This window comes from Serratia sp. MMO-28 (assembly GCF_037199905.1).
Classification (GTDB): Bacteria; Pseudomonadota; Gammaproteobacteria; order Enterobacterales; family Enterobacteriaceae; genus Chania; species Chania oryzae.
This window is the reverse complement of sequence record NZ_JBBCVB010000016.1, coordinates 49,707-76,167: the sequence shown is the minus strand read 5'-3', so window position 1 is coordinate 76,167 and position 26,461 is coordinate 49,707. Positions and strand designations below refer to the sequence as shown.

Genomic DNA, 26,461 nt, shown 5'->3' with positions numbered 1-26,461 from the left:
GGTGAAAGATGAAGAATGTAATATTTCTGGCAGCCCTCTGCAGCAGCGTGGGTTTCTGTTGTACCCCGGCCATGGCCAGTAATAAGGAGATTGATTTTTTTGGCACCGTGGTTAATCGCCCCTGCAGTATTGAGCCGCAATCGGTCGATCAGCTTGTGGATATGGGCACGATCGTCATCAAGACCCTGTATCGTTATGAACACACGCCGCCGGTGCCGTTCAGCATTAAATTAACCGATTGTAAAACCAGCGTATTCAATGCGGTGACGGTTACCTTCAGTGGGACAGAAGACCCTATTCTGCCGGGCAAGCTGGCTATCAATAATGGTGCTAATGGCGCGGCCATTGCCTTATTCGACAGCAAAGGAGCCAGTATTCATTTAAACCAACCGACGGAGGCGATCGCCCTACAAACAGGAGCAGGAGCCACCACGCTGTCGTTTTCGGCTTATGTTCAGGGGCACCCCTCTGCCATCAACAAGAAAACCATTACTGAAGGTGAATTCAGCTCCGTCGCCAACTTTGTGCTGACTTACCAATAAAGACATCCTCACCAGGATATTTGTGATTATGCCCAATAAAAGTGCAGCCTGGTTGTTCGGGCTGCTGATGTTTTATTTTATTTTTGCCATGCATATTAGCTGGCCCAACCGGGGGGGCAGCGGGTTTTATTTACCGTGGAATATGGTCGGTATGATGGTGCTCGCTCTGCTGGTGCTGGCGACTCTGTTAGTGGCCCGGCCCCCGTTGGCCGCTTCCCGCTTTTTTAATTGGCTGGCAATGGGCACGCTGGTCCTGTTACTGCCGCTGCTCTGGACGCGCGCCCTATCTGGCGGAAGCCTTGCCACGCCTGCTCGGGCTGCTGCTTGGCGTGGCGGCTTACTTTGCGCTGCTGCAATACCCCCTCACGCGCCGGTGGCGGCAGCACTTGCAGATACTGTTACTGGCCGCAGCGGCCATTGAAGCGCTATTGGCAGGAATACAGTATTTGTGGCTGATGCCGAATGGCTCACAGCCTTATGGCATCTTTCAGCAGGTGAACGTATTGGCCAGCTTTATGGCTTGTGGGTTGGCGCTGGCGCTCTGCCTGTATAGCGGCCCTGCGCGGCGCAGCCTGCAATGCTTGATTGGCCTGATGCTGTTGATCGCCCCCTTCCTGCTGCTGATCCTGTTTTCACGCATCGGCTTGCTGGCATTTATCCTGCTCACACCGTTACAACTCGGGCTGCTGTATCGCTATTCGCGCCAGCGCTGTGCGTGGGCCGCTCTGCTGATCCTCTCAGGCATGCTGGCTGCATGGCTGACGATCGCATTTCACGGCGCACCGCGTGAGATCACCACCCTTTCCACTATCAGTTACCGCCTGTTCAGTTGGCAGGAAGCCTGGCAGATGCTGTGGGAAAAGCCCTGGCTGGGCTGGGGCTACGGCCGTTTTCAGTACCAGTTTCTGCAGCACATTCACGCGACCCATCCTGAATTGCCACTCAGCTTCAATCTGTCGCACCCGCACAACGAGTTATTACTCTGGGGGGTAGAAGGTGGCCTGCTGAGCCTGAGCGGCACCGCGCTGATCGGCTATGGGCTGTGGCGCTTGCTGTGCCGCAGCAGAACATCTTCGCTACGCCCAGCCCCCTGGTTGGCAACGTTGCCGATTCTGCTGCATATGATGGTGGAATATCCGCTCTACCTTTCTGCCGCGCACGGCATTTGGCTGCTGCTGCTGCTGCGTACCTGCGATGTACGCCAGCGTTACCGGCAGAGGATCGGGTTGCAACAGGCGGTACGCGTCACCGCCTGTAGCCTTGCCGTACTCACCCTGCTGTATATGGCGAACGGCCTGCACAGCAGCCTGATTATCACCGCCGTCGAAAAGCGTGGTCTGCAACAATTCGCGGCCATGCAGCGGGTCATCACCCCCACACCCTGGCAAACGCGCTACGACTTCGACCTCCGTCTGTATCAGTTGCTGCAATACCCGCAGTCAAAAGATCTCACCGCACTGCATCACTATCAGCAATGGGGAGAAGAGGAAATCCGCGTGCGGCCAGAAGCCAACATTTATTTCAACCTGATATTGGTCAGCCGCTTATTGCAGCAGCCGCAACGGGCCACCGCCCTCTTGCTGGAGGCCCGGCGGCTGTTCCCGGAAGACATACGCTTTAAGGAAGAATGATGCTAAATATTCAATTCACCCTGTTCGACAGCGATAATTTCTACCAACTGGGGTTACGGCAGCTATTGCAGGATTATGTTCACGCCCTGAACGAGTACTACCGCCGTTCCCCACAGCCAATGTCGGGGAAGTTCCATGACCTGAACAACATGGAGATCATTTTCCGTTCTCAGGAAGAGGGGTGGGGTTGCGCCCGTTGTTATAAAAGCGCACACCATACGCCGCGCCATCGCCAGCTAACGGTGATGATTATTGACGAGCCAGAGGCCCATTGCTCAGCAAAACTTCCGGCACAGTTCAGCATTTGCCGCACAGACCCGGTCTCGCTCGTGCGCCAGAAACTGCAGTTGGCGCTGGAACGCTTCTGCCATCAGCCGTGGGCGGTGTTACACGCCAGCAGCCAACACAAATGCCAGAAGTGCCGCCTTGCAGCGTTAAGCTCCTGCGAAAAGAAAGTACTGAAACTGATGAGCACCGGCATGTCCGCCTCGACCATCGCTGGCATGCTGCACCGCAGCCAGAAAACCATCAGTGCCCACAAGCGTTCGGCCATGCGCAAGCTCAACGTCAACAAGAGCAGCGAATTGCATCGAGTGTTACTGAGCCAACTGAGGTTAGGCTAAGCCGGCGGCGTAGGGCGGGATCTCGAAGAGCATCACTAAATCACCGGTATAGTCGCCTTGCGTGGTCGCCCGGTCAGCGCTGGTGGGAGAATTGGCTTTGATTTGCAAGTGATAGACGCCTTGGTAGCCGTTACCCACTTTTACTGTCTGAACAAAGGGTTGTGAACCGTGGCCGACGCCAAAGTCTTTACCTGCACCACTGCCGTCACCAAACTTAACGTTAACCTGCTCCATCTTGTAGGCAGCATCAGTACGGACGAGATCAAGAGGATGCACCAGAGAAACATTGACGCCGGGCGTGGTGGTCCACACTTGAACCGGGATATCCGCAGCGAATGATTTCTGTGTGCCATCCGTTGCCGCCAGGCTGACCGCGCTATACCACCCACCGTCGTCTGGCCGCGAAACAAAAATACTGTCACTGATATTCGCGGTGATCTTGATAGTTTTCACCACACCGTAGGGCGTTTCTTGTGCGTGAATCATCCCTGAGAAGAAAAGTAGTCCGCTTACGATGGTCAATAATGGTTTATTGATATGTATACCCTTCATACTTCAAGTTGCTTGGGTGTTGGCTGCCTTCACTCACCCTAGTCACTTACTTGAGTAAGCGCCTAGGGATTCATTCAGTTGCCGCCTACAAGCAACTCGAATTATTTTGGGTATATATTTGATTTCCCATAAAAATACATTAAGTATTACCGACCTGGCTGGGACCCACCCAGTAAAAGATTCGACTCTGGTTGTCTTTTCTTTTACGCCCTAATCAATTGAACGGAAATATAGGTGTGAAATTTATAATAGCAGCGACAGTTATTACAGCCATCACTATAATAAATGATGTTAGACTTACACGGCATAGAATGTGATTAAATTCACGGCTGAACGACGCCAAATAGATTATAGAAGAGTCTACAGTATTTACTTAAATTGCGGCGGTAAAATTTACACCCCAGATAAATACGCGTGATGTTGCCATACTTGCGCAATCACGAATGCCGTAGATAGCTTGAAACACCACAACTAAAGGGCATATACCCAAAATAATTCTATTTGCTTGAAGTATGACGGGTATAGAGACCAGAAGTCTTGCCAGCACCACCCCGGTTGCAGTGTAAGAAAGGACAATAATTGTACAAATGACGACTAACCGTAAAGGCTCGAGTCATCATTGTTAACGGGTTTTCTCGCAAAGGTGGGGGGCTGGCATCGCCAGCCGGTGATCAGAGATCAATGTCCTGCTTAAGAACGCGCTTTCCAAGCAAAGGTACTGAAGTACAACTTGGAACCTGACCTAAATTAGGCTGTTGCAACAATGGTGTTCACATTTTTAGCGGCGCGATTTGTGCTGCGTGATGAGTTTTCCCTGGTGTTTTTGATCATCTGCCCCCAGAGGTGCGACAAAACGTTCGGGGGCTTCGCTGGGAACTGCGCCAGCACAGATTTTGTTGACACTGATAGTAGTACACCACTTCGGATAAAATCATCTGGCTATAAGTACAGCCGGATACCTGTACTTCAGCCTTCTACGTTTAACCGACAAGAGGCTCGGATTCTGCAGAACCAGGCCATCATCTGGGGTTAGGGGAGTTAAATATTCGCTGATTCCGGTTTTGTGCCTTTGTCTGGTATATTCTTCTGGATAAAATGATTCGAGCTGCCAGGAGCAAGCAGTTGATGAAAGATACTGAGAATATTAGTCACATTATCAAAAAGCATCTGGAAGCGGCATTAAATGATTTTGGAGAGTTAACCTGGGCCTACGTTGTTTTATCCAAAAATGATATGTCATCTATCTTTGGCGTTACCAACTACCCCGGTGAGTGGGTGAAACGATATATAGAAAATGGTTTACAGTATACCGATCCCGTGGTCATCACCGCGCTAAACCGGTTGACGCCTTTTTTATGGCATGAAAACTTCGATCAGGCCGAAGAATTTGGCATCACAAGTGGTTATACTTTTGTCCTGCATGATTATAATAATAATCTTGCTACCTTATCTTTTATTATCACCGCGGAACGGAGAGCTGAAATAACGCAAACCCTTCCCCAAAATAAAGGGAATATCTCCGTATTGCTGGCATCGGTACATGAGATATATCTCATGCTGACTTCGCTAGCAGAAAAAAACACCCCTTGCTCGCAAGAAGCCCCTCGGTTTACTGACAGAGAAAATGACATTCTCTATTGGGCCAGCGTGGGTAAAACTTACCAGGAAACGGGGATGATTTTGGGGATAACGATGCGTACCGTCAAATTTCATATGTCTAATATTGTCAAAAAATTAGGGGTCGCCAATGCCCGGCATGCAATACGTCTTGGTATGGAGCTTCAACTGATTAAACCGGTGAATTAATGAGAAATTATCAACCCAAGCGACCACCTATTGTGGTCTATCTTTAAATACTTTTTCTTAACAGAAATAAATCCTCTGATTCTTATTCAGCGCTAATCAATAGTGAGCGCTGTAAAGAGTAAATGTTGATGCCACCGGTAGGAAATCATGCGATCCGGCAATATCAGTGATGTGTCATTTACAAACCAACCTTATCCCCCCTGCGCCGCCACGGCCTGTGCGCAGGCCCAGGCAGAACTCCAGGCCCACTGGAAGTTATACCCCCCCAGCCACCCTGTCACATCCACCACTTCGCCAATAAAGTACAGGCCCGGCACGCTGTTCGCTTCCATGGTTTTGGAAGACAGCGCTTTGGTATCTACGCCGCCCAATGTCACTTCTGCGGTACGGTAGCCTTCGGTGCCGTTCGGCTGCACTCGCCAGTTTTGCAGGTTCTCGACCAACGCGGCCTGTTGGGCTGGGGTGAGCTGTTTTAATGTCGCTTCCGGCAGTTGCCCCAACGCTTGCAGGAACTCGACCAGGCGCTTCGGCAGGTGCAGAGCGAGGGTATTTTTCAGGCTCTGGTTAGGATGGGCCTGCCGCTGTTCATTCAGAAAGCCCAGCAGGTCTAACGCAGGAAGTAAGTTAACACTTACAAACTCGCCGGGTTGCCAATAGCTGGAAATCTGCAAAATCGCTGGGCCAGAAAGGCCGCGATGGGTAAACAGAATGCTTTCGCGAAAGTGGGTGCCATTTTCCGCCGTCACTACCGCAGGTACTGAAACGCCAGAGAGCGTCTGGGATTGTTCCAGCAACGGTTTATGCAGGGTAAAAGGCACCAGCGCGGCACGGGTAGGCAACACGTTCAGGCCAAACTGCTCTGCCAGTTTGTAACCGAAGGGCGATGCGCCCAAACCCGGCATCGACAGCCCGCCGCTGGCCACAACAAGTGAGCGAGCACTCACTTTTTCGCCATTCAGCGCCAGCTCGAACCCGGTATCGCTTTTTTCCACACTCAGCACTTCGCTGCGCAAGCGCATCGTCACCTGACCAAGTTCACACTCTTTCACCAGCAGATCGACCACCTGTTGCGCAGAGTCATCGCAGAACAACTGCCCCAGCGTTTTTTCATGGTAAGCAATACCGTAGCGATTAATCAGATCGATAAAGTCCCATTGGGTATAGCGCGCCAGCGCAGACTTGCAGAAATGAGGATTGTTTGAGAGATAGGCCGCCGGTTCAACATACATGTTGGTAAAATTACAACGCCCACCGCCGGACATCAGGATCTTGCGGCCCGGTTTTTTGCCGTTGTCGAGCAGCAAGACTCGGCAGCCGAGTTGCCCTGCCTGTGCAGCGCAAAACATCCCTGCGGCACCCGCACCTATCACTACGACATCAAACTGTTCCACCTGAGCCTCTCTGAACAAAAAATCACAATCACGATAAAAGAGCGCTTTTTTGCGCCGTTTCGCTACCAGTCAGCGTTAAATCTGCGGCGGCAGATTGTAAGGGCATCATGCGGCCAGCGCTACCGTAAGAAAATGTTAGCAGGCGTAAATACAGATAACATGCTGATATCTCTTCGATTAGTCATCCCACTCATGTTCTTTTGTCACATTGATATCAAAAAAACGTCATATTTTCCTTTTCCCCGACACCGGTTGTCACGGATAATGCGCGGCGTTCATGTCCACCAACCTGGCGTAACGCTTATGCTGCATTTGTTCGCTGGCCTGGATTTCCATACCGGCCTAATGTTAATCCTCGCATTGATCTTCGTATTGTTCTATGAAGCCATCAACGGCTTCCACGATACGGCCAATGCGGTGGCTACTGTAATTTACACCCGTGCTATGCGCTCGCAACTTGCGGTCGTGATGGCGGGCCTGTTCAACTTCCTTGGCGTGATGCTCGGCGGCCTGAGTGTTGCCTACGCCATTGTGCACCTGCTGCCAACCGATCTGCTGTTGAACGTCAGTTCGACGCACGGCTTAGCCATGGTTTTCTCCATGTTGCTGGCGGCAATTATCTGGAACCTCGGCACCTGGTATCTCGGGATACCGGCATCCAGTTCACACACGCTGATTGGCTCTATCATCGGTGTCGGCTTAACTAACGCGCTCGTCACCAGCACGTCTGTCGTTGACGCGCTGAATGTGCCGAAAATGATCAGCATCTTCCTGTCATTAATCTTCTCCCCACTGATTGGGTTGATTATTGCTGGGCTAATGGTGTTCGTGCTGCGCCGTTATTGGAGCAAGACCAAGAAACGTCAGCGCATCCACATGACTCCGGCTGAACGTGAGAAGGTCGACGGCAAACGTAAGCCGCCGTTCTGGACGCGTATTGCCCTGATCCTGTCGGCGATCGGTGTGAGCTTCTCGCACGGTGCCAACGACGGCCAGAAGGGTATCGGTCTGATCATGCTGGTGCTGATCGGCGTTGCTCCTGCAGGTTTCGTCCTCAATATGAATGCCACAGGTTATGACATCACCCGTACGCGTGATGCCGTCGCTCACCTGCAGCAATTCTATCAGCAGCATGGCGATGCCCTTTCCCATGTGATCGCCCAGACTCCGCTGGTCCCTTCGCCGGAAGAAGCGTCACAAGCAACGCCTAACCAACCGGCCGAGTTCCATTGCGACAGTTCACGCGCCATGATCGCCGTAGAGCGTTCACTCGAGTTGCTGAATAATCTGCAAAGTTACGATCAACTGACGGTAGAACAGCGCAGCCACCTGCGCCGCCTGCTGATGTGCGTAACGGATACGGCAGGCAAAGTAGCCAAACTGCCGGAAACCTCTGCGGACGACCAGCGCTTCCTGAAGAACCTGCGTTCAGACCTGCTGGAAACCGTTGAGTATGCGCCGCTGTGGATCATCATTGCGGTCGCCCTGGCGCTGTCCATCGGTACCATGGTGGGCTGGCGGCGTGTTGCTACCACTATCGGTGAGAAAATCGGTAAGAAAGGCATGACCTACGCACAGGGCGTGTCGGCTCAGATGACTGCCGCACTGTCGATTGGCGTGGCCAGCTATACCGGTATGCCGGTTTCCACCACTCAAGTGCTTTCTTCGGCAGTTGCCGGGACCATGCTGGTGGATGGCGGCGGTGTGCAGGTTAAAACCGTGAAGAGTATCGCGCTGGCTTGGGTACTGACCCTGCCGGTGTCGATTCTGCTTTCCGGCGGCCTATACTGGCTGGCGCTGAAGCTGATTTAAGCCTCGCAAATAAAATAGCAAAGGCGGCCTTGGCCGCCTTTTTTATACCTTTAAATCAAGAAGTAACTAGTACCAAATCGCCATCGCCAGCAGGCTCAGCAGCACCAGGCCGCACAGTTCGGTGGTCAGCAGGAACTGGCCGCGCACACGTTCACAGCGGCGAATAAATTCCGGATCATGGTGCTCAACATAACGTTGCGCAAAGATGTAACGCACCAGGCGTATCTGCTTGCTCGGTTGGCCGTGCGAAGTAAAAAATCCCCCGCCATCGACGTATTGATACAGCAACGGATCGCAGCCGCGTAAAACTACCAGCAATGCACGCAGAGAAGAGTAATAACGAGCCATATTAATCACACATACCACACACAAACCCCAAAATAGCGCGACGGTACTCATCATGATTGCCCCCCTCAAGGGCGTTGTTATCCCGGCCAACCGCCGGGCCAACGCCCTACTCTACCCAATGCTGCCGGAGCCTGTGGCTCCCATCCTCCTAGCACCTTTTCTACCCGTCATACTTCAAGTTGCTTGGGTGTTGGCTGCCTTCGTTCACCCCAGTCACTTACTTGAGTAAGCTCCTGGGGCTTCACTCCGTTGCCGCCTACAAGCAACTCGAATTATTTGGGGTATAGATGTCCACGCATTATCACAACCTTTGGCCGATGGGGCGCGCCTTACGGCTCAAAGGGGATAGGGTGAAGCCCATATTCACTATTGTAGGACAATGAAACGCAAACTGGCTTGCACAAGGTATAAAATTTAACGCTATGGTTAAATTTGTCATCTACTCATTGGTTATAAATCATAACCGTAACCCACACTGCGTTTAGCGTTGCAGGGGGAAATGGTAAACCCCTCTTCACTCAGGAAGGCCTATAACTCAAGAGAGAAAATGGCAGATAACCACATAAACAATAGGATTTTTTATTGCATCAGTGTAAAACTAAATAGGTAGACGTCAGTAAGGTTTATTGATGCAATACAGTGTGATCGTGCAGACATATCACTGTGTTATCTGGATGGTACTATGCAGGCAAGGCGCAAGCGCCAAGCTGAAACACTGAAGCCTGCCAACCCTTTAATCGGCATTATCTGGAAGGAGTATTCTCATGGCTTACACACACATTCTGATCGCGGTTGACCTATCACCGGAAAGCAAAATTCTGGTAGAAAAAGCCGTATCCATGGCGCGACCGTACAATGCCAAAGTCTCCCTGATCCACGTTGATGTTAACTATTCCGATCTGTATACCGGCCTGATCGACGTCAATCTCGGCGATATGCAGAAACGCATCTCCGAAGAAACTCACCATGCGCTTACCGAACTGTCGCAAAATGCAGGTTATCCGATCACCGAAACGCTGAGCGGCAGCGGCGATCTGGCCCAGGTGCTGGTTGATGCCATCAAGAAATATAACGTGGACCTGGTGCTGTGCGGCCACCACCAGGATTTCTGGAGCAAGCTGATGTCTTCTGCACGCCAGTTAATCAACACTGTGCACATCGATATGCTGATTGTGCCGTTGCGTGACGAGGAAGAAAAGTAAGTATTTGCTAACCCGCACTGCCTACGCCCGCCTGATGCGGGCGTTTTTCGTTGTATAGCCCTTATTTATTACTTGTTATTCAGCCTCCCCCCGGTGATATAGTCGATATAGACACAACATCCTCCCCAACTGTGAGCTGCATCTAAAAAAACAGGGGAACCCAAATCTAAAAGGAGTTTTTTCATGGAACAAGCTGTATCACTGGAGTCATTTCTAACCTCGTTACAACGCCATAATTCACATCAACCGGAATATCTACAGGCAGTACGGGAAGTTTTCACCTCATTGTGGCCCTTCATCGAACGCAACCCACATTACCGCGACCACGCCTTGTTAGAACGCCTGGTTGAGCCTGAGCGTATCATTCAGTTCCGCGTCAGTTGGGTGGACGATCTGGGTCAAGTACGGGTGAACCGGGCTTATCGTATCCAGTTCAACTCGGCTATCGGGCCATATAAAGGCGGGATGCGTTTCCATCCGTCGGTCAACACCTCCATTCTGAAGTTCCTCGGCTTTGAACAGACCTTCAAGAATGCCCTGACCACGCTGCCAATGGGCGGCGGCAAAGGCGGCTCAGATTTTGATCCAAAAGGCAAAAGCCAGGGCGAAATCATGCGTTTCTGCCAGGCGTTGATGACCGAACTTTACCGCCACCTGGGCCCGGATACCGACGTTCCTGCCGGGGATATCGGCGTTGGTGGCCGCGAAGTCGGCTTTATGGCCGGTATGATGAAAAAACTGTCCAACAACACCAGCTGTGTGTTCACCGGTAAGGGCCTGTCGTTCGGCGGCAGCCTGATTCGCCCGGAAGCCACCGGCTATGGCCTGGTTTACTTCACCGATTCGATGCTGCAGCGCCACGGTCTGGGCTTTGAAGGCATGCGTGTGGCGGTGTCCGGTTCCGGTAACGTGGCGCAATACACCATTGAGAAAGCGTTGGAGATGGATGCCCGCGTGATCACCGTTTCTGACTCCGGCGGCACCGTGGTGGACGAAGCCGGCTTTACCACCGAGAAACTGGCTCACTTGGCAGAAATCAAGAACCAGCGTTATGGCCGCGTGGAAGATTACGCCCGTGAGCGTGGTTTAACCTATCTGGCTGGCCAGCAGCCGTGGAACGTGCCGGTGGATATCGCTCTGCCTTGCGCCACCCAGAACGAGCTGGATCTGGACGCCGCAAAAACGCTGATCCACAACGGTGTTAAAGCCGTGGCAGAAGGCGCCAATATGCCAACCACCATTCAGGCTACTGATGCGTTCCTGGAAGCGGGTGTTCTGTTTGCACCAGGCAAAGCGGCCAATGCCGGTGGCGTGGCCACGTCTGGCCTGGAAATGGCACAGAATGCCGCACGTCTTAACTGGCGCGCCGAGAAGGTGGATGTGCGCCTGCGTCATATTATGGCGGATATTCATCAGGCCTGTGTTGAATACGGTGGCGAGAGCAAGCAAACGCATTATGTTCACGGTGCCAATATTGCCGGGTTCGTTAAAATTGCTGACGCCATGCTGGCTCAGGGCGTGCTCTAATTGCAGTCTTGAGTGACATTGCTCACAAATCTGTTAAAAGTCTTAATGCCGGCGCTTCAGCCGGCATTAATTTCGCCGAATCCCTCTCTTATCTTTGCGAAAATGTTAATAAGTTGATATACATATGTTAATTTAAATGGGATAAAACGGTATTATTTTGTAGTAATATTACCACCCATCTTTTAAATAACACTTTTTTAACAAAAAACACCTCTTGATTTTACATAAATGGTCATAGATCACATTCTGATCACTTTGGCTACGCTCCCTCTTCCTTTCCTTTGTAATCTGCAACGGTGGAAAAAACACCACCCTACAGATAAAAAGGTATAGCTATGAAATTTAACCTCGCATTATTGAATGCATGTGTGGTTTCTGCGTGCATATTCACCACAACACCTTCTTTTTCCGCAGAAAAATACGAAATCGCGGTTGTCGCTAAAGTGACGGGCATTCCATGGTTCAACCGTATGGAAGTGGGCGTCAACGAAGCCGCCAAAAAACTCGACGTGAATGCTTACCAGACTGGCCCCGCCACGCCCGATCCGGCCGCTCAGGTCAAAGTGATTGAAGATCTGATCGCCAAGAACGTTAACGCCATTATCGTGGTGCCTAACGACGCCAAAGTGCTGGAACCGGTGCTCAAGAAAGCCCGTGACAAAGGCATCGTCGTGCTGACTCATGAATCACCGGATCAACAGATCGGTCAGTGGGATATCGAGACCATCGACAGCGAGAAATACGCTCAGGCCAACATTGATGAGTTGGCAAAAAATATGGGTGGTAAAGGGGGCTATGCCATTTACGTCGGCTCGCTGACCGTGCCATTGCACAACGCCTGGGCCGATTCCGCCATTAAATACCAGAAAGAAAAATACCCGGACATGTTCGAGGTCACCTCCCGCCTGCCGGTGGCAGAAAGCATCGATAAATCCTACGCCACCACGCTGGATTTAATGAAAACCTATCCGCAGATGAAAGGCATTATCGGCTTTGGCTCACTCGGCCCGATCGGTGCCGGTCAGGCGGTTGCCCAGAAACGCGCCAAAGACAAGATTGCCGTAATCGGTATCGCCATGCCAGCACAGGCCGGCCCTTACCTGATGCGCGGTGATATCAAGAAAGCACTGCTGTGGGATCCGAAAGATGCCGGTTATGCCCTGGTGACCGTCGCCGATCAGCTGTTGCAGGGTAAAGCCGTCACCCAGGATCTCGCGATCGAAGGGTTAGGCAAGGCGGATGTTGATATGGACAAGAAAGTGATTCGGTTTAACAAGATCCTTGAAGTGACCAAGGACAACGCCAAATCACTGGGCTTTTAATTTTTAGTTGATGCGCCACACCGGGAAATCTCTGTTCTCCCTCTCCCTTTTCATGGGGGAGAGGGAATATACCCAAAATACTGTAGACGACGATGCTCAGCCAAGTATGCAGGGTATAGTTAGCGTTAACACATGGGCATAATTATCATGACTGCATCCACCGCATTTATCACGCTGGAAAATATCAGTAAAAAATTCCCAGGCGTACTGGCATTAGACCAAATCCATCTGACGCTGAATAAAGGCGAAGTACATTGTCTGGCCGGACAAAATGGCTGCGGCAAAAGCACCATTATTAAAATTATCTCGGGCGTTTATCAGCCGGAAAAAGGCGCTGTTATTACGCTGGAGGGCAAACTGTTTCATTCCCTGACGCCGCAGCTTTCCGGTTATTACGGCATTCAGGTGATTTACCAGGATTTGTCATTATTCCCTAATCTGACGGTGGCGGAGAATATCGCGATTCACCGCTATCTGCCGGGTGGGCATTTCTGGGTGAGCCAGAAAGTGATGCGTGAGAAAGCGCTGGCCGCGATGGCCCGCGTCGGCGTCCATATCGATCCCGAGAAAAAAGTCGAGAAACTGTCGATTGCCGATCGCCAGTTGGTGGCAATCTGCCGCGCCATCGCCGCCGAGGCACGGCTGGTGATTATGGATGAGCCCACGGCCTCATTGACGCGTCAGGAAGTGGACGGGTTACTGCGGGTGGTGAATGAGCTGAAAGCCGCCGGGATTTGCGTGGTTTTCGTCAGCCATCGCCTGGATGAGGTAATGGAAGTGGCCGATCGCATCAGCGTCATGCGCGACGGCAAACTGGTCGGCACCTATCCGGCCAATGAGTTGGATAGCCACGAACTGGCCTTCCTGATGACCGGCCAACGCTTCCACTATAGCCCGCTGCCGGAACGCCCAGCGCAGGAAAGCACCCCGCTGCTGGAAGTCTGCAATCTCAGCCGGCGCGGCAAGTTCCAGCATATCAACCTGGCGCTGCACGGCGGCGAGATTGTCTCCATCGTCGGGCTGCTCGGGTCTGGGCGCACCGAGCTGTGCCTGAGCCTGTTTGGCATGACGCGGCCAGACAGCGGTGAAATCAAGATTGACGGCCTGCCGGTGCAGTTGCACAGCAACCGCGATGCGGTCAAGCACGGGATCGGCTATGTCTCTGAGGATCGTTTAACGCAAGGGCTGATCATGGAGCAGTCGATCTACGACAACACCATCGTCACGGTGTTTGATCAACTGCATACCCCACTTGGCCTGCTGGATCACCAGAAAGCCAAGGGTCTGGTGAATAAGCTGATCCACGATCTGAACATCAAAGTTTCCGACAGCGCACTGCCGGTGAAAACCCTGTCAGGCGGCAACGCCCAGCGTATCGCGATCGCCAAATGGGTAGCTACTCAGCCAAAGATCCTGATCCTCGACTCCCCCACCGTCGGCGTGGATATCGCCAACAAAGAGGGGATCTACCAGATCGCCAAACACCTGGCCGAACTGGGCATGGCGGTGTTGATGATCTGCGATGAGATCCCGGAAGCCTATTACAACAGCCATCGGGTGATGGTGATGCGCAAAGGCGAGCTGATCGCCGAGTTTTCGCCGCACCACAGCACCGAACAACAGATCGCCGAGGTGGTGAATGGATAAGCCGTTTTTCGCCCGCCTGGCCGGGCGGCATGAATTCTATCTTGGCCTGCTGGTGTTGGTTCTGGCCATCGGTCTGAGCCTTAGCACCGATGAGTTTCTCACCCTGGGTAACCTGAGCGATGTCGCCACCAGCTACGCCATTCTCGGCATTCTCGCCTGCGGCCTGTTCGTGGTGCTGATCGCCGGTGGTATCGACATCTCATTCCCCGCCATTACCGCCATCGCCCAATACGTGATGGCCAGTTGGGTCATCCAGCACGGTGGCAGCTTCCCGCTGGCGTTTGCCATGGCGATCGGTTGCGGGCTGCTGCTCGGCCTGGTGAACGGTTTCCTGGTTTACTGGCTGAAAGTACCGGCCATTATCATCACCATTGCCACGCTGAACCTGTTCTATGGCCTGCTGGTGTATGCCACCAAGGGCACCTGGCTGTATGGCTTCCCCGACTGGTTTATGGACGGCATCAACTGGTTTCCGTTCCAGGGTGCCGACGGCTATGACTATGGCCTGACGCTGCCGCTGCTGTGCCTGTTGGCGGTGATTATCGTCACCGGCGTGCTGATGAACTTCACCCGCCTTGGCCGCCAGATCTTTGCCATGGGCGGCAACCGTGATGCGGCCTCGCGTCTTGGCCTGAACCTGCTGCGCCTGCATTTTTACGTTTATGGCTATATGGGGATTCTGGCGGGGATTGCGGCGGTGGTACAGGCACAGATCACCCAGTCGGTTGCGCCCAACTCACTGCTGGGCTTCGAGCTGACGGTGCTGGCTGCCGTGGTGCTGGGCGGCACCAGCATGACCGGCGGGCGCGGTTCGCTAACCGGTACCCTGCTCGGCGTGGTGCTGTTGGCCTTCCTGCAGAACGGCCTGACGTTGCTCAGCGTCTCTTCCTATTGGCACCAGGTCTTCAGCGGCGCGATCATTTTGATCAGCATCAGCACCACCGCCTGGAACGAAAAACGCAAGCTGGCAAAGGAGCTTTAATATGACGCCATTCATCCGTTTGCTCCCCAAAGATCGCATCATCCGCCTGCAAAGCGTGATCATCCTGGCCGTTGGCCTGCTGTTTGCCCTGTTGCTGGGCCAACGCTTCTTCAGCGTGGGCAACTTCCAGTCGATCGCTTCGCAACTGCCGATCCTCGGCATGCTGGCGCTGGGCATGGGCATCACCATGCTCACCGGCGGCATCAACCTGTCGATCATCGCCGGGGCCAACGCCTGCTCGCTGGTGATGGCAGCGATTATCGTCAACCACCCGGAACAGCCGCTGCTGCTGGCGCTGTTGGCCGGGCTGGCGGTGGCGATCGCCATTGGCGCGCTCAACGGTGCGCTGATCGCCTGGGTCGGCGTTTCGCCGATCCTCGCCTCGCTCGGCACCATGACGCTGATCACCGGGCTGAATATCCTGTTGTCCAACGGCGCGGTGATTTCCGGCTTCCCGGCGGTGATTCAGTATCTCGGCAACGGCAACCTTCTCGGTATTCCCGTGGCTCTGTTGCTGTTCCTGCTGGTGGCGGTGGGGTTATGGGTGCTGCTGGAACACACCACGCTGGGGCGCAGCCTGTATCTGATCGGCTCCAACCAGCAGGCCACCCGTTTCAGCGGCGTGAATACCGCTCGCGTACAAATCGCGGTGTACATCCTTTCTGCCCTGCTCGGCTGGGGGGCGGCCCTGTTGATGATGGCCAAATTCAACTCGGCCAAGGCCGGTTACGGCGAGTCTTATCTGCTGGTGACCATTCTGGCGTCGGTGCTCGGCGGGATAAACCCGGATGGCGGTTTTGGCCGCATCCTTGGGCTGGTACTGGCGCTGATCGTGCTGCAAATGCTGGAAAGTGGCCTCAATCTGCTGGGGATCAGCAGCTATCTGACCATGGCGCTGTGGGGCGGCGTGCTGATCCTGTTTATCGCATTACAAAATCGAAAAGCCTGATTTCGGAGAAAAATAATGGCGAGTTATTTTATTGGCGTAGACGTAGGAACCGGCAGTGCACGCGCGGGGGTGTTCGATCTGAACGGCAGAATGGTCGGGCAGGCCAGCCGCGCCATTGAGCTGTATCGCCCGAAGGCAGACTTTGTGGAACAGTCTTCCGACAATATCTGGCAGGCCGTGTGCAACGCGGTGCGTGATGCGGTTAACCAGGCAGATATCAACCCGATCCAGGTCAAAGGACTGGGGTTCGATGCCACCTGCTCCTTGGTGGTGCTGGATAAAGAGGGCAAGCCGCTGACCATCAGCCCTTCGGGCCGCACCGAGCAGAACATTATCGTGTGGATGGATCACCGCGCCATCACCCAGGCCGAGCGCATCAACGCCACTAAGCACCGGGTGCTGGATTTCGTCGGTGGCATTATTTCACCGGAAATGCAGACCCCCAAACTGCTGTGGCTGAAGCAACATATGCCCACCACCTGGGCCAACGCGGGTTACCTGTTTGATCTGCCAGATTTCCTGACCTGGCGTGCCACCCAGGATGCTACCCGCTCCCTCTGTTCTACGGTGTGCAAATGGACCTATATCGGCCACGAACAGCGTTGGGATAAAAGCTATTTCAAGCAGATTGGCTTGGAAGACCTGCTGGAACACGACGCGGCGAAGATCGGCAGCGACGTGAAAATGATGGGTGAACCCCTCGGCTATGGCCTGACCCAGCGCGCAGCCAGTGAAATGGGGCTGATCGCCGGCACCGCCGTCAGCGTTTCGATCATCGATGCCCACGCCGGCACCCTTGGCACGCTGGGGGCTACCGGTGTGTCTGGTGAGGTGGCCGACTTTAACCGCCGCATCGCACTGATTGGCGGCACCTCCACCGGCCATATGGCGATGTCACGCACCGCCCGTTTTATCGGCGGCGTTTGGGGCCCCTATTATTCCGCCATTCTGCCGGAATACTGGCTGAACGAAGGGGGGCAATCTGCCACCGGCGCGCTGATTGACCATATAATCCAGTCTCATCCTTGCTATACCGAGCTGCTGGCGCAGGCCAACACTCACGGCCAGACCATCTATGAAGTGCTGAATGCCATTTTGCGCCGCATGGCTGGCGAGCCGGAAAACATTGCTTTTCTGACGCAGGACATCCATATGCTGCCGTACTTCCACGGTAACCGTTCACCGCGCGCCAACCCGACGCTGACCGGCACCCTGACCGGGCTGAAGCTGTCGCGCACGCCGGAAGACATGGCATTGCACTATCTGGCCACCATTCAGGCTATCGCGCTGGGTACCCGCCATATTATTGAAACCATGAACCTTAGCGGGTACAGCATCGATACCATCATGGCCAGCGGCGGCGGCACCAAAAACCCGATCTTCGTGCAAGAGCACGCCAATGCAACCGGCTGTGCCATGCTGCTGCCGGAGGAGAGCGAAGCCATGCTGTTGGGCGGCGCGATGATGGGCACCGTGGCGGCAGGCGTTTTCGATACTCTGCCAGAAGCGATGAGTGCCATGAGCCGCATCGGCAAAACCGTCACACCGCAAACCAACAAAATCAAAACCTATTACGACCGCAAATACCGCGTCTTCCATGAGCTGTATCACGATCACATGAAATACTGCCGGTTGATGCAGGAGGAGGCGTGATGCAACAGGAATGGCAGCGCGCCACGCAGGCCTGGGCGACTTACAGCCGTGAGCTGGCGCAGCTTGAGCAGCGTATTGATGCCCAAACCTGGCAACGCCTGCTGACGCTATTGGCGGAGTGCCGGGGGAAGATTGTCGTCACCGGCGTAGGCACTTCCGGCATTGCGGCGCGCAAGGTGGCCCATATGCTGGCCTGCGTGGAACAACCGGCCATCTATCTGAACGCCACCGACGCGGCGCATGGCGATCTGGGTTTTTTACGTGCTGACGATCTGGTGATCCTGATTTCCCGCGGGGGAAATTCGGATGAGCTGACGCGCCTGCTGCCGACCTTGCACAACAAAGGGGTAGGCATCATCAGCGTGACGGAAAACCCGGATTCGGCCATCGCCCGCGCCGCACAACTGGTGGTCCGCACCGGCGTAGAAAACGAGATAGATCCGCTGAATATGCTGGCCACCACCTCCATCGTGCTGGTGCTGGCACTGTTTGATGCCGCCTGTGCCTGCCTGATGGCACGCAGCGGCTTCAGCAAAGCAACGCTGTTGGCGGTGCACCCTGGCGGCGACGTGGGAAAAAGCTTGCGCGCTGCCGACTAGCGCTGCCGCAACGATTCCCCCTGCCTGCGCTGGCAGGGGGAATCAGCGTCAGTGAATGGCTTCGATCACCGCCACGCGATCGTTCAAACGCTGTTTAATCAGCGGATCGGCCGCCGCGTGTGCCTGCTGTTGCAGAGACGCTATCTGTTGCTTCATTTGCTGCGGATCGCTGAACAGCAGTGCCTTGACGTTGATGGAAGCCACGTTGGTATAACGCCCGTCATCGGTAGTGGGTACGCTGATTTTGCCGTCGTTCAACAGTTTTTCGACGATCTTGCGCTCACGTTCATACCCTTCCAGCCCCACCAGTTTCCAGCGCTGCATCGCTTTGCCCTGATACTCCCCCTTCTTCACTTCGGTCAGATAACGGATGGTGAGATTGCGGATCGTCCCCGCCTCTTCGCCATACTCCGCCTTGGTGTCTGACAGCACCGGGAACTGCATGCCTGCTAACACCCCGCCTTTTTGCGTCAGGTGGCCCATGCGATAGCTGTTCATCCCCAGGCGAATCGGCATACTGTCGGTGACCGGGGTGCCGTCGTTCAGCTTCAGATCGGCGATCCGCTGGCCGCTGGGTTTGCGCAGATCGATGGTGTAAGTCACGCCGTCAAAAAAGTCGTTGGTGGAATATTTCGATGCGCGGCGCTGCGGGTTGAAGCTGTAGGTCACATCGCCATCCTGTTGCTGATTGAAATAATCCCCGCCCCATTCCATGTACTTCTTCAACTCCTTGCCGGTGAGTTGGTACACGGTGATTTCTCCCCCTGCGTACTGATAATTGAACGCGATATCTTTGGCGGTAATCGTCCCCACGTTCAGCTTTGGCCGATCGTTATCGATCTGCAACGCGATCACCTGCGCCTGCGGTGCATAGTAACGGGCGGCCTCCTGATACAGCGCACTGATGCCGGTATCCTGAATATGTACCTGCGGAATGCCTTTCACCGCATCCGGCGGCACCAGATCCTGCCCTGTCAGTTGGGCGATCGGCCGATTGGCATTGGCGCGCAGAATGGTATGGAACGGCTGATAGATCTCTTCCAGCTTTTTGTCGGACGCCATCCCTTTGATCGGATAGGTGTAACTGTCTTTGTTAATCAGCACATACTTGCCATTCTGCTGCTCGAATTGCAGATCGATGCGCGACAGCGCACGGCCATATTTGTCCGGCTCGGTGACGATCACACCATTAATCAACTCTTTATCCACTTTAACGTGCATATGCCCGGCCACGATCGCCGCCAGTTCCGGGTTAGCCCGCGCAATATCCCCCACGCCGGTGCCCGGCCGCTGGTTTTCGTTATCGATCCCCATATGCGCCACCAGCACGATGGCATCCACCTGGCTGTGGATCTGCTGGATCACCTTTTTCACCGCCTGCACCGGATCGGTAAAGGTCAGGCCATCGATACGATCGGTACCTTTGGCAAACTCGGCGGTCATCGGCGTATCCATGCCGATAATGCCAATCTTCACCCCCTGCCGTTCAACGATCTTGTAGGCGGGCAGGTAAGGCTTGCCGCTTTGCCAGAAAATATTGCCCGCCAGCGCAGCGCCGTTAAATTGGCGAATCGGCGTTGCCAACGCCTGCAAACCAAAGTCAAACTCGTGGTTGCCCATCACCCACACGTCGTAATTCAGCGCGTTAAAACCCAGGATCATCGGGCTGGTTTTGTCATTCTTGAAGGTTTCAACAAAGTTGCCCTGAATGGTGTCCCCGGCATCCACCAGGATCACGTTCGGCTGCTGGGCCCGTACCTGGTGCACCTGGGTGGCGATCTGGCTCAGGCTGCCCGCCAGGTTCTCGGTATCTGTGGAGTAATCCCAAGGCACAAAGGTGCCATGCAGATCGGAAGTGCCCAGAATGGTGATATTTACCGGTTCAGCGGCCAGCGCAGAGGTGCTCAAGCAAAGCAATAAGGACAAAAGTGTCTTTTTCATGATGTGTTTTAACGGTAGATGATTGTAATTAAATGGGATTATGCGAGGCACATTCCAAACTTACCAGCAGCATTGCAGAAGGGGCATAGGAAGTGTGAGAGGGGTCAATGATTGACCAGCCAGCTCGTGCGAGGGCAAAGGGAAAACCTCTTGGCTGAATCATCTGCCGCTTTACAGCGGCATATAAATATCGAAGCGGTGATTTTTGGTGGTGATGGCAGCATGCGCGGGAACATCCGCCAGCGGCGGTGCGTAGTCCGGGCGTTTCACCACAATGCGCTTGGTGGCCAAGCGGCGAGCCGGTTCCAGCAAACCGTCTGCATCATCATCACTGCCCACCAGCGACTGAAACACCCGCATTTCCTTCTTCACCAGCGCACTTTTCTGCTTATGCGGATACATCGGATCGAGGTACACCACTTCCGGGCGTGGATCGAGATCCGCCAGCGCCGTCAGGCTGGAAGCGTGCAGCAGCGTCATGCGCTCGCGCAACCACGGGCCAATCTCGGGGTCCTGATAGCCACGCTGTAAGCCGTCGTCCAGCAAGGCAGCCACCACCGGATTGCGTTCCAGCATGCGCACCCGGCAACCAAGCGCCGCCAGCACAAAGGCATCGCGCCCCAGCCCGGCGGTGGCATCCACCACGCTGGGCAGAGTGTTACCCTTAATGCCCACCGCTTTGGCAACCGCTTCGCCACGGCCACCGCCGAAACGCCGCCGGTGTGCCATCGGGCCCGCGACAAAATCAACGTAGATCGCGCCAAGCTTCGGCTCGTCGCGCTTGCGCAGTTCCAGCCGCTCCGGCGTCAATACCAGCGCCATCAGCGCATTGTCGTCGGAAGTCAGTTGCCAGCGTTCGGCCAGAATAGACAAGGCGCCGGGATCGGCGCCTGCTTCACACCATAAAAACACGCTCACGTGGCGGGTTATCCTTTAATACCGTAATGGCGCAGCATAGCATCCAGCTGCGGTTCACGGCCACGGAAGCGTTTGAACAATTCCATCGGCTCTTCAGAGCCGCCGCGCGACAGGATGTTATCCAGGAAGGATTTACCGGTTTGCGCGTTGAAAATCCCCTCTTCCTCGAAGCGCGAGTAGGCATCTGCCGACAGCACTTCCGCCCACAGATAGCTGTAGTAACCCGCCGCGTAGCCACCGGCAAAGATGTGGCTGAAGGCATGGGGGAAACGGCCCCAGCTTGGTGAAGGCACGACCGCCACGGTTTTTTTCACGTCAAACAGCGTTGGCAGGATCTGCGCACCCTTTTCTGGGCTGTATTCTGCATGCATACGGAAATCAAACAGGCCGAACTCCAACTGACGCAGGATAAACAGCGCCGCCTGATAGTTTTTCGCTTCCAGCATCTTGTCCAACAGGGCTTTCGGCAGCGGTTCACCGGTTTCAAAGTGGCCGGAGATAAACGCCAGCGCCTCCGGCTCCCAGCACCAGTTTTCCATAAACTGGCTCGGCAGCTCGACCGCATCCCACGGCACACCGCTGATACCGGCGACACCGGCGGTATCGATCTGCGTCAGCATATGGTGCAGGCCGTGACCAAACTCGTGGAACAGGGTGGTGACTTCGTTATGGGTAAACAGCGCCGGTTTATCACCCAGCGGACGGTTAAAGTTACAGGTGAGGTAAGCCACCGGCTTCTGCAGTTCGCCGTTCGCCTTGCGCAGGCTGCCGACGCAGTCATCCATCCACGCCCCGCCGCGTTTGTTCTCACGGGCGTACAGATCCAGATAGAAGCTGCCGCGCAGTTCACCTTTAGCGTCGAACAGATCGAAGAAGCGCACTTCGGGGTGCCAGGTATCCACATCTTTACGTTCTTTGGCGGTAATGCCGTAAATGCGTTTCACCACTTCGAACAGCCCTTCGACGACGCGCTGCTCAGGGAAGTATGGGCGCAGTTGTTCGTCGCTGATGGAGAACAGATGCTGTTTCTGCTTTTCGCCGTAGTAGGTGATGTCCCACGCCTCGAGCTCATCCACGCCGTAATGCTGTTTGGCAAATGCACGCAGCTGCGCCAGTTCCTGCTCCGCCTGCGGGCGTGCTCGCTTGGCCAGATCGTTCAGGAACCCCAGCACCTGCTCCGGGCTTTCTGCCATTTTGGTGGCGAGGGATTTATCGGCATAGCTGGCAAAGCCCAGCAGTTCGGCCAGCTCATGGCGCAGCGCCAGCGTCTCTGCCATCACTTCGCTGTTGTCCCACTTACCGGCGTTCGGCCCCTGATCGGAAGCCCGAGTGGCAAAGGCGCGGTACATCTCTTCGCGCAACGCCTGGCTGTCGGCATAGGTCATGACCGGCAGATAGCTCGGCATATCCAGCGTCAGCAGCCAGCCTTCCTGCTCTTTGGCCTGGGCCATTGCCTGCGCTTGCGCCAACGCGCTTTCCGGCAGGCCGTTCAGCTCGTTAACATCGGTAATCAGCTTGCTCCAGCCCATGGTGGCATCGAGCACGTTGTTGCTGTAAGTGGAACCCAATTCGGACAGGCGCGCGACAATCTCGCCGTAGCGCTTTTGCTTTTCTGCCGGCAGGCCAATGCCTGAAAGCTCAAAATCACGCAGCGCATTTTCCACCGCTTTACGCTGCGGCACGCTCAATGTGGCGAAGCCTGGCCCTTCTCTCAGGCTGCGATACGCCTGATACAAACCTTCGTGCTGCCCTACCCAGGTGCCGTATTCAGACAGCAGCGGCAGCGCCTGCTCATAGGCTTCGCGCAGTTCCGGGCTGTTTTTCACCGCATTCAAATGGCCAACCGGCGACCAGATGCGCGCCAGACGATCGTCAGACTCCGCCAGCGGCTGGCACAGGTTCTCCCAGGTAAACGGCCCCGGCTGAGCGACCACGCGCTCCACCGCAGCGCGGCAATCAGCCAGCGCGGATTGCACCGCAGGCACGATATCTTCAGGGCGAATCGCCGAAAACGGCGGCAGGGAAAACGGAGTCAGCAACGGATTGGTCATAAGGGCAGTCCTGATTGGCGTTGTGGGCCAGATGCGGACATCGGGCCAGGTAAATAACAATGTCTCACTAACATGGTGCCAAATGGCAGGAAAATCAATGGCGGCGATTGAGGGAAAGTGCCATTAGGGGGCATAGGGTCTTTTATGGTTTGAACTTTAAGCCACACAAAGTTATGATTAGATCATAAGTATCACAAGGAAGCGATATGCAACATGATTCTAGTTTAGAATATCTACTTGAATTACATGGGCAAAAAGTCAACCGAGAAGATGGTTACTGGTGGAAAGTTGAAGCATGGAGGGTTAAACCCAATAGTTTTATTCCACATGGCATTCGATACAGCCTTACGGTGCATGATAAGCACAATACCAGGGTATTTGGTATGGATAATGCCCATGCCATCAAGCCACCGAAAAAAGGCAAACATGCGGGCCGATTGATGTATGACCATATTCATAGAACCCCCAGTGATAAGGGATACCCTTACGAGTTTACCTCAGCGTCCCAACTGGTTCAGGACTTCTTTGAGAAGATGGATGAAGTCATCGCGGAAAGAGAAAAAAGAGGTTAGCGCAATGAAAGCACTGATTGGTGTCATGCCAGAAGAACTCATTCGCAAAAGAATGCTGGCGATCGCCAAAGGTGAGTACAAACCTGAACCTAATGAGCCAAAGGTCTGGTTTACCTCCATGATTGCTTTAGCGCAGGTGCTAAGCAACGAGAATATTTCGCTGCTACGCATGATGGACGAACAGAAACCGGAAACGCTAACGGAGTTAGCCGAGCTCTCAGGGCGAAAAGTCAGCAACCTGTCGGTTACCCTGAAAACGCTTAGCTCACATGGCTTTGTTAGGCTGGAAAAAACCGGGCGCAGCGTGAAGCCTGTGGCACTGTTTACTGACTTCGATATCCAGATAGACCAAAAATATGCCACAATGCAGGCACAGAAAGTCGCATAACCATAAGCCTGGTTTGCCCGGGCTTTTCACACCTAGATTCATCAGCCTGCCAGAATAAATGCTTTCGATAATAGTATTTTAAATTCAATCGGATAAATACAAATGTTAAGTTACCGCCACAGTTTTCACGCTGGCAACCACGCCGACGTGCTCAAGCACACCGTTCAGAGCCTGATCATTGAAGCGCTGAAAGAAAAAGAGAAACCGCTGCTGTATCTGGATACCCACTCCGGTGCCGGGCGTTATCAACTGAGCGGTGAACACGCCGAGCGCACCGGGGAATACCTGGAAGGCATCGGCCTGCTGTGGCAGCGTGACGATCTGCCGGAAGAACTGGTGGCTTACATGAGTGTGGTACACAACTTCAACCGCTCGGGCACCCTGCGTTACTACCCAGGTTCGCCGCTGATTGCCCGCCAGTTGCTGCGCCCGCAGGATAAAATCCACCTCACCGAACTGCACCCAAGCGATTACCCGCTGCTGCGCAGTGAGTTCCAGAAAGATGAACGCGCCAAAGTACAGCGCGCAGACGGTTACCAGCAGATCAAATCGCAACTGCCGCCGCAGTCGCGCCGTGGCCTGATCCTGATGGATCCCCCCTATGAAATGAAAACCGATTATCAGGACGTGGTGAAAGGCATTCAGGAGGGTTATAAACGTTTCGCCACCGGCACCTATGCGCTGTGGTACCCGGTGGTGCTGCGCCAGCAAATTAAACGCATGCTGAAAGAGCTGGAAGCGACCGGTATTCGCCGTATCCTGCAGATCGAACTGGCGGTCAAGCCCGACAGCGATCAGCGCGGCATGACCGCTTCCGGCATGATCGTGATTAACCCGCCGTGGAAGCTGGAGCAGCAGATGAACAACGTGCTGCCGTGGCTGCACAAAGCGCTGGTGCCCTCCGGCATTGGCCACCACCTGGTGAACTGGGTGGTTCCCGAGTAAGGCTCAACCTGGCCGCCAGCCTGGGCGGCCATCGCTTCTCTGTAAACCTGCCCCGCTCTGTTCTATTTCCCGGCCAGCACCACTTTAATGCCGCTCCTGCGCAGCCCCTCAAGGTTTTCTGCCGAAATGTCGCTGTCGGTAATCACCATATGAACACGTTGGATATCAATGATCTTATGCAGGCTCGAGCGGTTAAACTTGCTGGAATCGGTCACCGCAATGATACGTTCAGCCACCTCACACATACGGCGATTGAGGCGCGCTTCATCCTCGTTATGGGTGCTCACCCCCCGCTCCAGATCGATGGCGTCGACGCCGAGAAACAGCATATCGAAATGGTAGTTCTGCAGCGACTGATCGGCCTGATCGCCATAAAACGACAGGGATTGGCGGCGTAAGTGCCCGCCGGTCATCAGCAGTTCAACACCTTCCGCTTCCAGCAGCGCGTTGGCGACGTTCATACCATTCGTCATGGCAATCACATCTTTATGCTGGCGCATGAGGCGTGCGATCTCATACGTGGTGGTTCCCGAGTCGAGGATCACTCGGTGGCCAGGCTTGATCAACTCTACCGCGACGCGCGCAATGCTCCGCTTCAGGGAGGTATTCAGGGAGCTTTTATCTTCTAGCGAAGGCTCCACCGGAGGGGTGGATGGATCGCATATCAGCGCACCACCATAGGCACGTACCGCAATCCCCTGTTTTTCCAGAAACGCCAGATCGTTACGGATAGTGACGGTAGAAACGCTGAAAAAAGCCGATAGATCATTGACCTGTACGCTGCCCTGCTGGCGTAAACGCTGAATGATCTGCTCACGCCTCTCGCTGGTACCAATGATGCGCTTATCGGTAACGGAATCGCTGTTGTACATAGGAGATCCTTTCATAAAATCCTTTGTTTCATTTCACTTTGCCTATTAAGGCCTTTCTTTTAATGGAAAGCAAGCCTTGGACCGATCGACCTTTCGTCGCTTCATTGCGTTCAAACCTTTCGTTTTATGCCTTTTGTGAAACAGATCGCAACTTCACCATCCTTCTCTTTATTTTGATTTTACCTTAT

Annotated in this window: 24 protein-coding genes; 17 read left to right on the top strand and 7 right to left on the bottom strand. The window is 54.3% G+C overall.

The window, feature by feature from the left end; genetic code table 11:
• Positions 1-8: 8 nt before the first annotated feature.
• From WG891_RS15395 to WG891_RS15380, 4 genes are read left to right on the top strand one after another with little or no spacing between them, the layout of a single operon-like run.
• On the top strand, positions 9-542 hold the full coding sequence (locus WG891_RS15395; protein WP_337263555.1) for a fimbrial protein: 534 nt from the start codon (positions 9-11) through the stop codon (positions 540-542).
• Between the two features lie 28 nt (positions 543-570).
• Positions 571-963, top strand: coding sequence for a hypothetical protein (locus WG891_RS15390; RefSeq protein WP_337263556.1), 393 nt, complete (start codon positions 571-573; stop codon positions 961-963).
• Positions 929-2,173 (top strand): PglL family O-oligosaccharyltransferase, encoded by a 1,245-nt coding sequence (locus WG891_RS15385; protein WP_337263557.1) that lies wholly within the window; start codon positions 929-931, stop codon positions 2,171-2,173. Before WG891_RS15390 ends, WG891_RS15385 begins: the two co-directional genes overlap by 35 nt.
• Positions 2,173-2,796: a helix-turn-helix transcriptional regulator gene (locus WG891_RS15380; protein ID WP_337263558.1), complete on the top strand. Its 624-nt coding sequence runs from the start codon at positions 2,173-2,175 to the stop codon at positions 2,794-2,796. Before WG891_RS15385 ends, WG891_RS15380 begins: the two co-directional genes overlap by 1 nt.
• Here WG891_RS15380 and WG891_RS15375 read toward each other — a convergent pair.
• Positions 2,788-3,348 carry a hypothetical protein gene (locus tag WG891_RS15375; protein ID WP_337263559.1) on the bottom strand — a complete coding sequence of 187 codons (561 nt, stop codon included), beginning with the start codon at positions 3,346-3,348 and terminating at the stop codon, positions 2,788-2,790. The genes WG891_RS15380 and WG891_RS15375 overlap by 9 nt on opposite strands.
• Positions 3,349-4,473: 1,125 nt before the next feature.
• On the opposite strand from WG891_RS15375, the gene WG891_RS15370 reads away from it, so the two are divergent.
• The gene (locus WG891_RS15370) at positions 4,474-5,154 is read left to right on the top strand and encodes a helix-turn-helix transcriptional regulator (protein WP_337263560.1); all 681 of its coding nucleotides are present in this window, start codon (positions 4,474-4,476) and stop codon (positions 5,152-5,154) included.
• A 191-nt stretch (positions 5,155-5,345) separates the two neighbouring features.
• Here the strand turns inward: WG891_RS15370 and WG891_RS15365 are convergent, their stop codons facing one another.
• A complete protein-coding gene (locus WG891_RS15365; protein ID WP_337263561.1) occupies positions 5,346-6,545 on the bottom strand; it encodes an NAD(P)/FAD-dependent oxidoreductase in 1,200 nt (399 codons plus the stop codon).
• A 303-nt stretch (positions 6,546-6,848) separates the two neighbouring features.
• Here WG891_RS15365 and pitA point away from each other — a divergent pair, with 303 nt between their 5' ends.
• Positions 6,849-8,357 (top strand): inorganic phosphate transporter PitA, encoded by a 1,509-nt coding sequence (pitA, locus tag WG891_RS15360; RefSeq protein ID WP_337263562.1) that lies wholly within the window; start codon positions 6,849-6,851, stop codon positions 8,355-8,357.
• 66 nt (positions 8,358-8,423) lie between these two features.
• Here the strand turns inward: pitA and uspB are convergent, their stop codons facing one another.
• Complete coding sequence (gene uspB / locus WG891_RS15355; protein WP_076943165.1) at positions 8,424-8,759, bottom strand: universal stress protein UspB; 336 nt, start codon at positions 8,757-8,759, stop codon at positions 8,424-8,426.
• Positions 8,760-9,469: 710 nt separating this feature from the next.
• On the opposite strand from uspB, the gene uspA reads away from it, so the two are divergent.
• The 8 genes from uspA to WG891_RS15315 all read left to right on the top strand — a co-directional run bounded on the left by uspA (position 9,470) and on the right by WG891_RS15315 (position 18,586).
• Positions 9,470-9,907, top strand: a complete 438-nt coding sequence (gene uspA, locus WG891_RS15350; protein WP_076943163.1) for a universal stress protein UspA — start codon at positions 9,470-9,472, stop codon at positions 9,905-9,907.
• Between the two features lie 183 nt (positions 9,908-10,090).
• Positions 10,091-11,434, top strand: a complete 1,344-nt coding sequence (gdhA, locus tag WG891_RS15345; RefSeq protein WP_076943162.1) for an NADP-specific glutamate dehydrogenase — start codon at positions 10,091-10,093, stop codon at positions 11,432-11,434.
• A gap of 335 nt (positions 11,435-11,769) precedes the next feature.
• The gene (locus WG891_RS15340) at positions 11,770-12,756 is read left to right on the top strand and encodes an autoinducer 2 ABC transporter substrate-binding protein (protein ID WP_337263563.1); all 987 of its coding nucleotides are present in this window, start codon (positions 11,770-11,772) and stop codon (positions 12,754-12,756) included.
• A 147-nt stretch (positions 12,757-12,903) separates the two neighbouring features.
• Positions 12,904-14,403, top strand: a complete 1,500-nt coding sequence (locus WG891_RS15335) for a sugar ABC transporter ATP-binding protein (RefSeq protein ID WP_337263564.1) — start codon at positions 12,904-12,906, stop codon at positions 14,401-14,403.
• The gene (locus tag WG891_RS15330) at positions 14,396-15,385 is read left to right on the top strand and encodes an ABC transporter permease (RefSeq protein WP_337263565.1); all 990 of its coding nucleotides are present in this window, start codon (positions 14,396-14,398) and stop codon (positions 15,383-15,385) included. Before WG891_RS15335 ends, WG891_RS15330 begins: the two co-directional genes overlap by 8 nt.
• A gap of 1 nt (position 15,386) precedes the next feature.
• On the top strand, positions 15,387-16,334 hold the full coding sequence (locus tag WG891_RS15325) for an ABC transporter permease (protein WP_156292813.1): 948 nt from the start codon (positions 15,387-15,389) through the stop codon (positions 16,332-16,334).
• A 15-nt stretch (positions 16,335-16,349) separates the two neighbouring features.
• Entirely contained in the window at positions 16,350-17,987 is a 1,638-nt protein-coding gene (locus tag WG891_RS15320) for an FGGY-family carbohydrate kinase (protein ID WP_337263566.1), read from the top strand.
• On the top strand, positions 17,987-18,586 hold the full coding sequence (locus WG891_RS15315; RefSeq protein WP_337263567.1) for a KpsF/GutQ family sugar-phosphate isomerase: 600 nt from the start codon (positions 17,987-17,989) through the stop codon (positions 18,584-18,586). Before WG891_RS15320 ends, WG891_RS15315 begins: the two co-directional genes overlap by 1 nt.
• Before the next feature lie 48 nt (positions 18,587-18,634).
• Here WG891_RS15315 and WG891_RS15310 read toward each other — a convergent pair whose 3' ends face one another.
• From WG891_RS15310 to prlC, 3 genes are all read right to left on the bottom strand, one after another.
• Complete coding sequence (locus WG891_RS15310; RefSeq protein WP_337263568.1) at positions 18,635-20,527, bottom strand: bifunctional metallophosphatase/5'-nucleotidase; 1,893 nt, start codon at positions 20,525-20,527, stop codon at positions 18,635-18,637.
• Between the two features lie 171 nt (positions 20,528-20,698).
• Positions 20,699-21,445: a 16S rRNA (guanine(1516)-N(2))-methyltransferase RsmJ gene (gene rsmJ / locus WG891_RS15305; RefSeq protein WP_337263569.1), complete on the bottom strand. Its 747-nt coding sequence runs from the start codon at positions 21,443-21,445 to the stop codon at positions 20,699-20,701.
• 8 nt (positions 21,446-21,453) lie between these two features.
• Positions 21,454-23,496, bottom strand: a complete 2,043-nt coding sequence (gene prlC / locus WG891_RS15300; protein ID WP_337263570.1) for an oligopeptidase A — start codon at positions 23,494-23,496, stop codon at positions 21,454-21,456.
• Between the two features lie 206 nt (positions 23,497-23,702).
• Between prlC and WG891_RS15295 the strand changes: the two genes are divergently transcribed.
• The 3 genes from WG891_RS15295 (at position 23,703) to WG891_RS15285 (ending at position 25,401) form a co-directional block, all read left to right on the top strand.
• Positions 23,703-24,068 carry a toxin-antitoxin system TumE family protein gene (locus WG891_RS15295; protein ID WP_337263571.1) on the top strand — a complete coding sequence of 122 codons (366 nt, stop codon included), beginning with the start codon at positions 23,703-23,705 and terminating at the stop codon, positions 24,066-24,068.
• Positions 24,069-24,072: 4 nt separating this feature from the next.
• Positions 24,073-24,456: an HVO_A0114 family putative DNA-binding protein gene (locus tag WG891_RS15290; protein WP_337263572.1), complete on the top strand. Its 384-nt coding sequence runs from the start codon at positions 24,073-24,075 to the stop codon at positions 24,454-24,456.
• Positions 24,457-24,558: 102 nt separating this feature from the next.
• Entirely contained in the window at positions 24,559-25,401 is an 843-nt protein-coding gene (locus WG891_RS15285; protein WP_337263573.1) for a 23S rRNA (adenine(2030)-N(6))-methyltransferase RlmJ, read from the top strand.
• Between the two features lie 62 nt (positions 25,402-25,463).
• Here WG891_RS15285 and WG891_RS15280 read toward each other — a convergent pair whose 3' ends face one another.
• Complete coding sequence (locus WG891_RS15280; RefSeq protein ID WP_076943151.1) at positions 25,464-26,273, bottom strand: DeoR family transcriptional regulator; 810 nt, start codon at positions 26,271-26,273, stop codon at positions 25,464-25,466.
• Positions 26,274-26,461 lie beyond the last annotated feature (188 nt).

What these genes read in the sequence shown, in the direction of transcription:
- WG891_RS15310 (WP_337263568.1), bottom strand. Translation starts at nt 20,527, where the DNA reads ATGAAAAAGACACTTTTGTCCTTATTGCTTTGCTTGAGCACCTCTGCG.
- WG891_RS15295 (WP_337263571.1), top strand. Translation starts at nt 23,703, where the DNA reads ATGCAACATGATTCTAGTTTAGAATATCTACTTGAATTACATGGGCAA.
- WG891_RS15375 (WP_337263559.1), bottom strand. Translation starts at nt 3,348, where the DNA reads ATGAAGGGTATACATATCAATAAACCATTATTGACCATCGTAAGCGGA.
- WG891_RS15370 (WP_337263560.1), top strand. Translation starts at nt 4,474, where the DNA reads ATGAAAGATACTGAGAATATTAGTCACATTATCAAAAAGCATCTGGAA.
- WG891_RS15320 (WP_337263566.1), top strand. Translation starts at nt 16,350, where the DNA reads ATGGCGAGTTATTTTATTGGCGTAGACGTAGGAACCGGCAGTGCACGC.
- WG891_RS15285 (WP_337263573.1), top strand. Translation starts at nt 24,559, where the DNA reads ATGTTAAGTTACCGCCACAGTTTTCACGCTGGCAACCACGCCGACGTG.
- WG891_RS15380 (WP_337263558.1), top strand. Translation starts at nt 2,173, where the DNA reads ATGCTAAATATTCAATTCACCCTGTTCGACAGCGATAATTTCTACCAA.
- prlC (WP_337263570.1), bottom strand. Translation starts at nt 23,496, where the DNA reads ATGACCAATCCGTTGCTGACTCCGTTTTCCCTGCCGCCGTTTTCGGCG.
- WG891_RS15340 (WP_337263563.1), top strand. Translation starts at nt 11,770, where the DNA reads ATGAAATTTAACCTCGCATTATTGAATGCATGTGTGGTTTCTGCGTGC.
- pitA (WP_337263562.1), top strand. Translation starts at nt 6,849, where the DNA reads ATGCTGCATTTGTTCGCTGGCCTGGATTTCCATACCGGCCTAATGTTA.
- WG891_RS15395 (WP_337263555.1), top strand. Translation starts at nt 9, where the DNA reads ATGAAGAATGTAATATTTCTGGCAGCCCTCTGCAGCAGCGTGGGTTTC.
- WG891_RS15290 (WP_337263572.1), top strand. Translation starts at nt 24,073, where the DNA reads ATGAAAGCACTGATTGGTGTCATGCCAGAAGAACTCATTCGCAAAAGA.
- gdhA (WP_076943162.1), top strand. Translation starts at nt 10,091, where the DNA reads ATGGAACAAGCTGTATCACTGGAGTCATTTCTAACCTCGTTACAACGC.
- WG891_RS15330 (WP_337263565.1), top strand. Translation starts at nt 14,396, where the DNA reads ATGGATAAGCCGTTTTTCGCCCGCCTGGCCGGGCGGCATGAATTCTAT.
- WG891_RS15280 (WP_076943151.1), bottom strand. Translation starts at nt 26,273, where the DNA reads ATGTACAACAGCGATTCCGTTACCGATAAGCGCATCATTGGTACCAGC.
- WG891_RS15390 (WP_337263556.1), top strand. Translation starts at nt 571, where the DNA reads ATGCCCAATAAAAGTGCAGCCTGGTTGTTCGGGCTGCTGATGTTTTAT.
- WG891_RS15315 (WP_337263567.1), top strand. Translation starts at nt 17,987, where the DNA reads ATGCAACAGGAATGGCAGCGCGCCACGCAGGCCTGGGCGACTTACAGC.
- uspB (WP_076943165.1), bottom strand. Translation starts at nt 8,759, where the DNA reads ATGATGAGTACCGTCGCGCTATTTTGGGGTTTGTGTGTGGTATGTGTG.
- WG891_RS15335 (WP_337263564.1), top strand. Translation starts at nt 12,904, where the DNA reads ATGACTGCATCCACCGCATTTATCACGCTGGAAAATATCAGTAAAAAA.
- WG891_RS15325 (WP_156292813.1), top strand. Translation starts at nt 15,387, where the DNA reads ATGACGCCATTCATCCGTTTGCTCCCCAAAGATCGCATCATCCGCCTG.
- uspA (WP_076943163.1), top strand. Translation starts at nt 9,470, where the DNA reads ATGGCTTACACACACATTCTGATCGCGGTTGACCTATCACCGGAAAGC.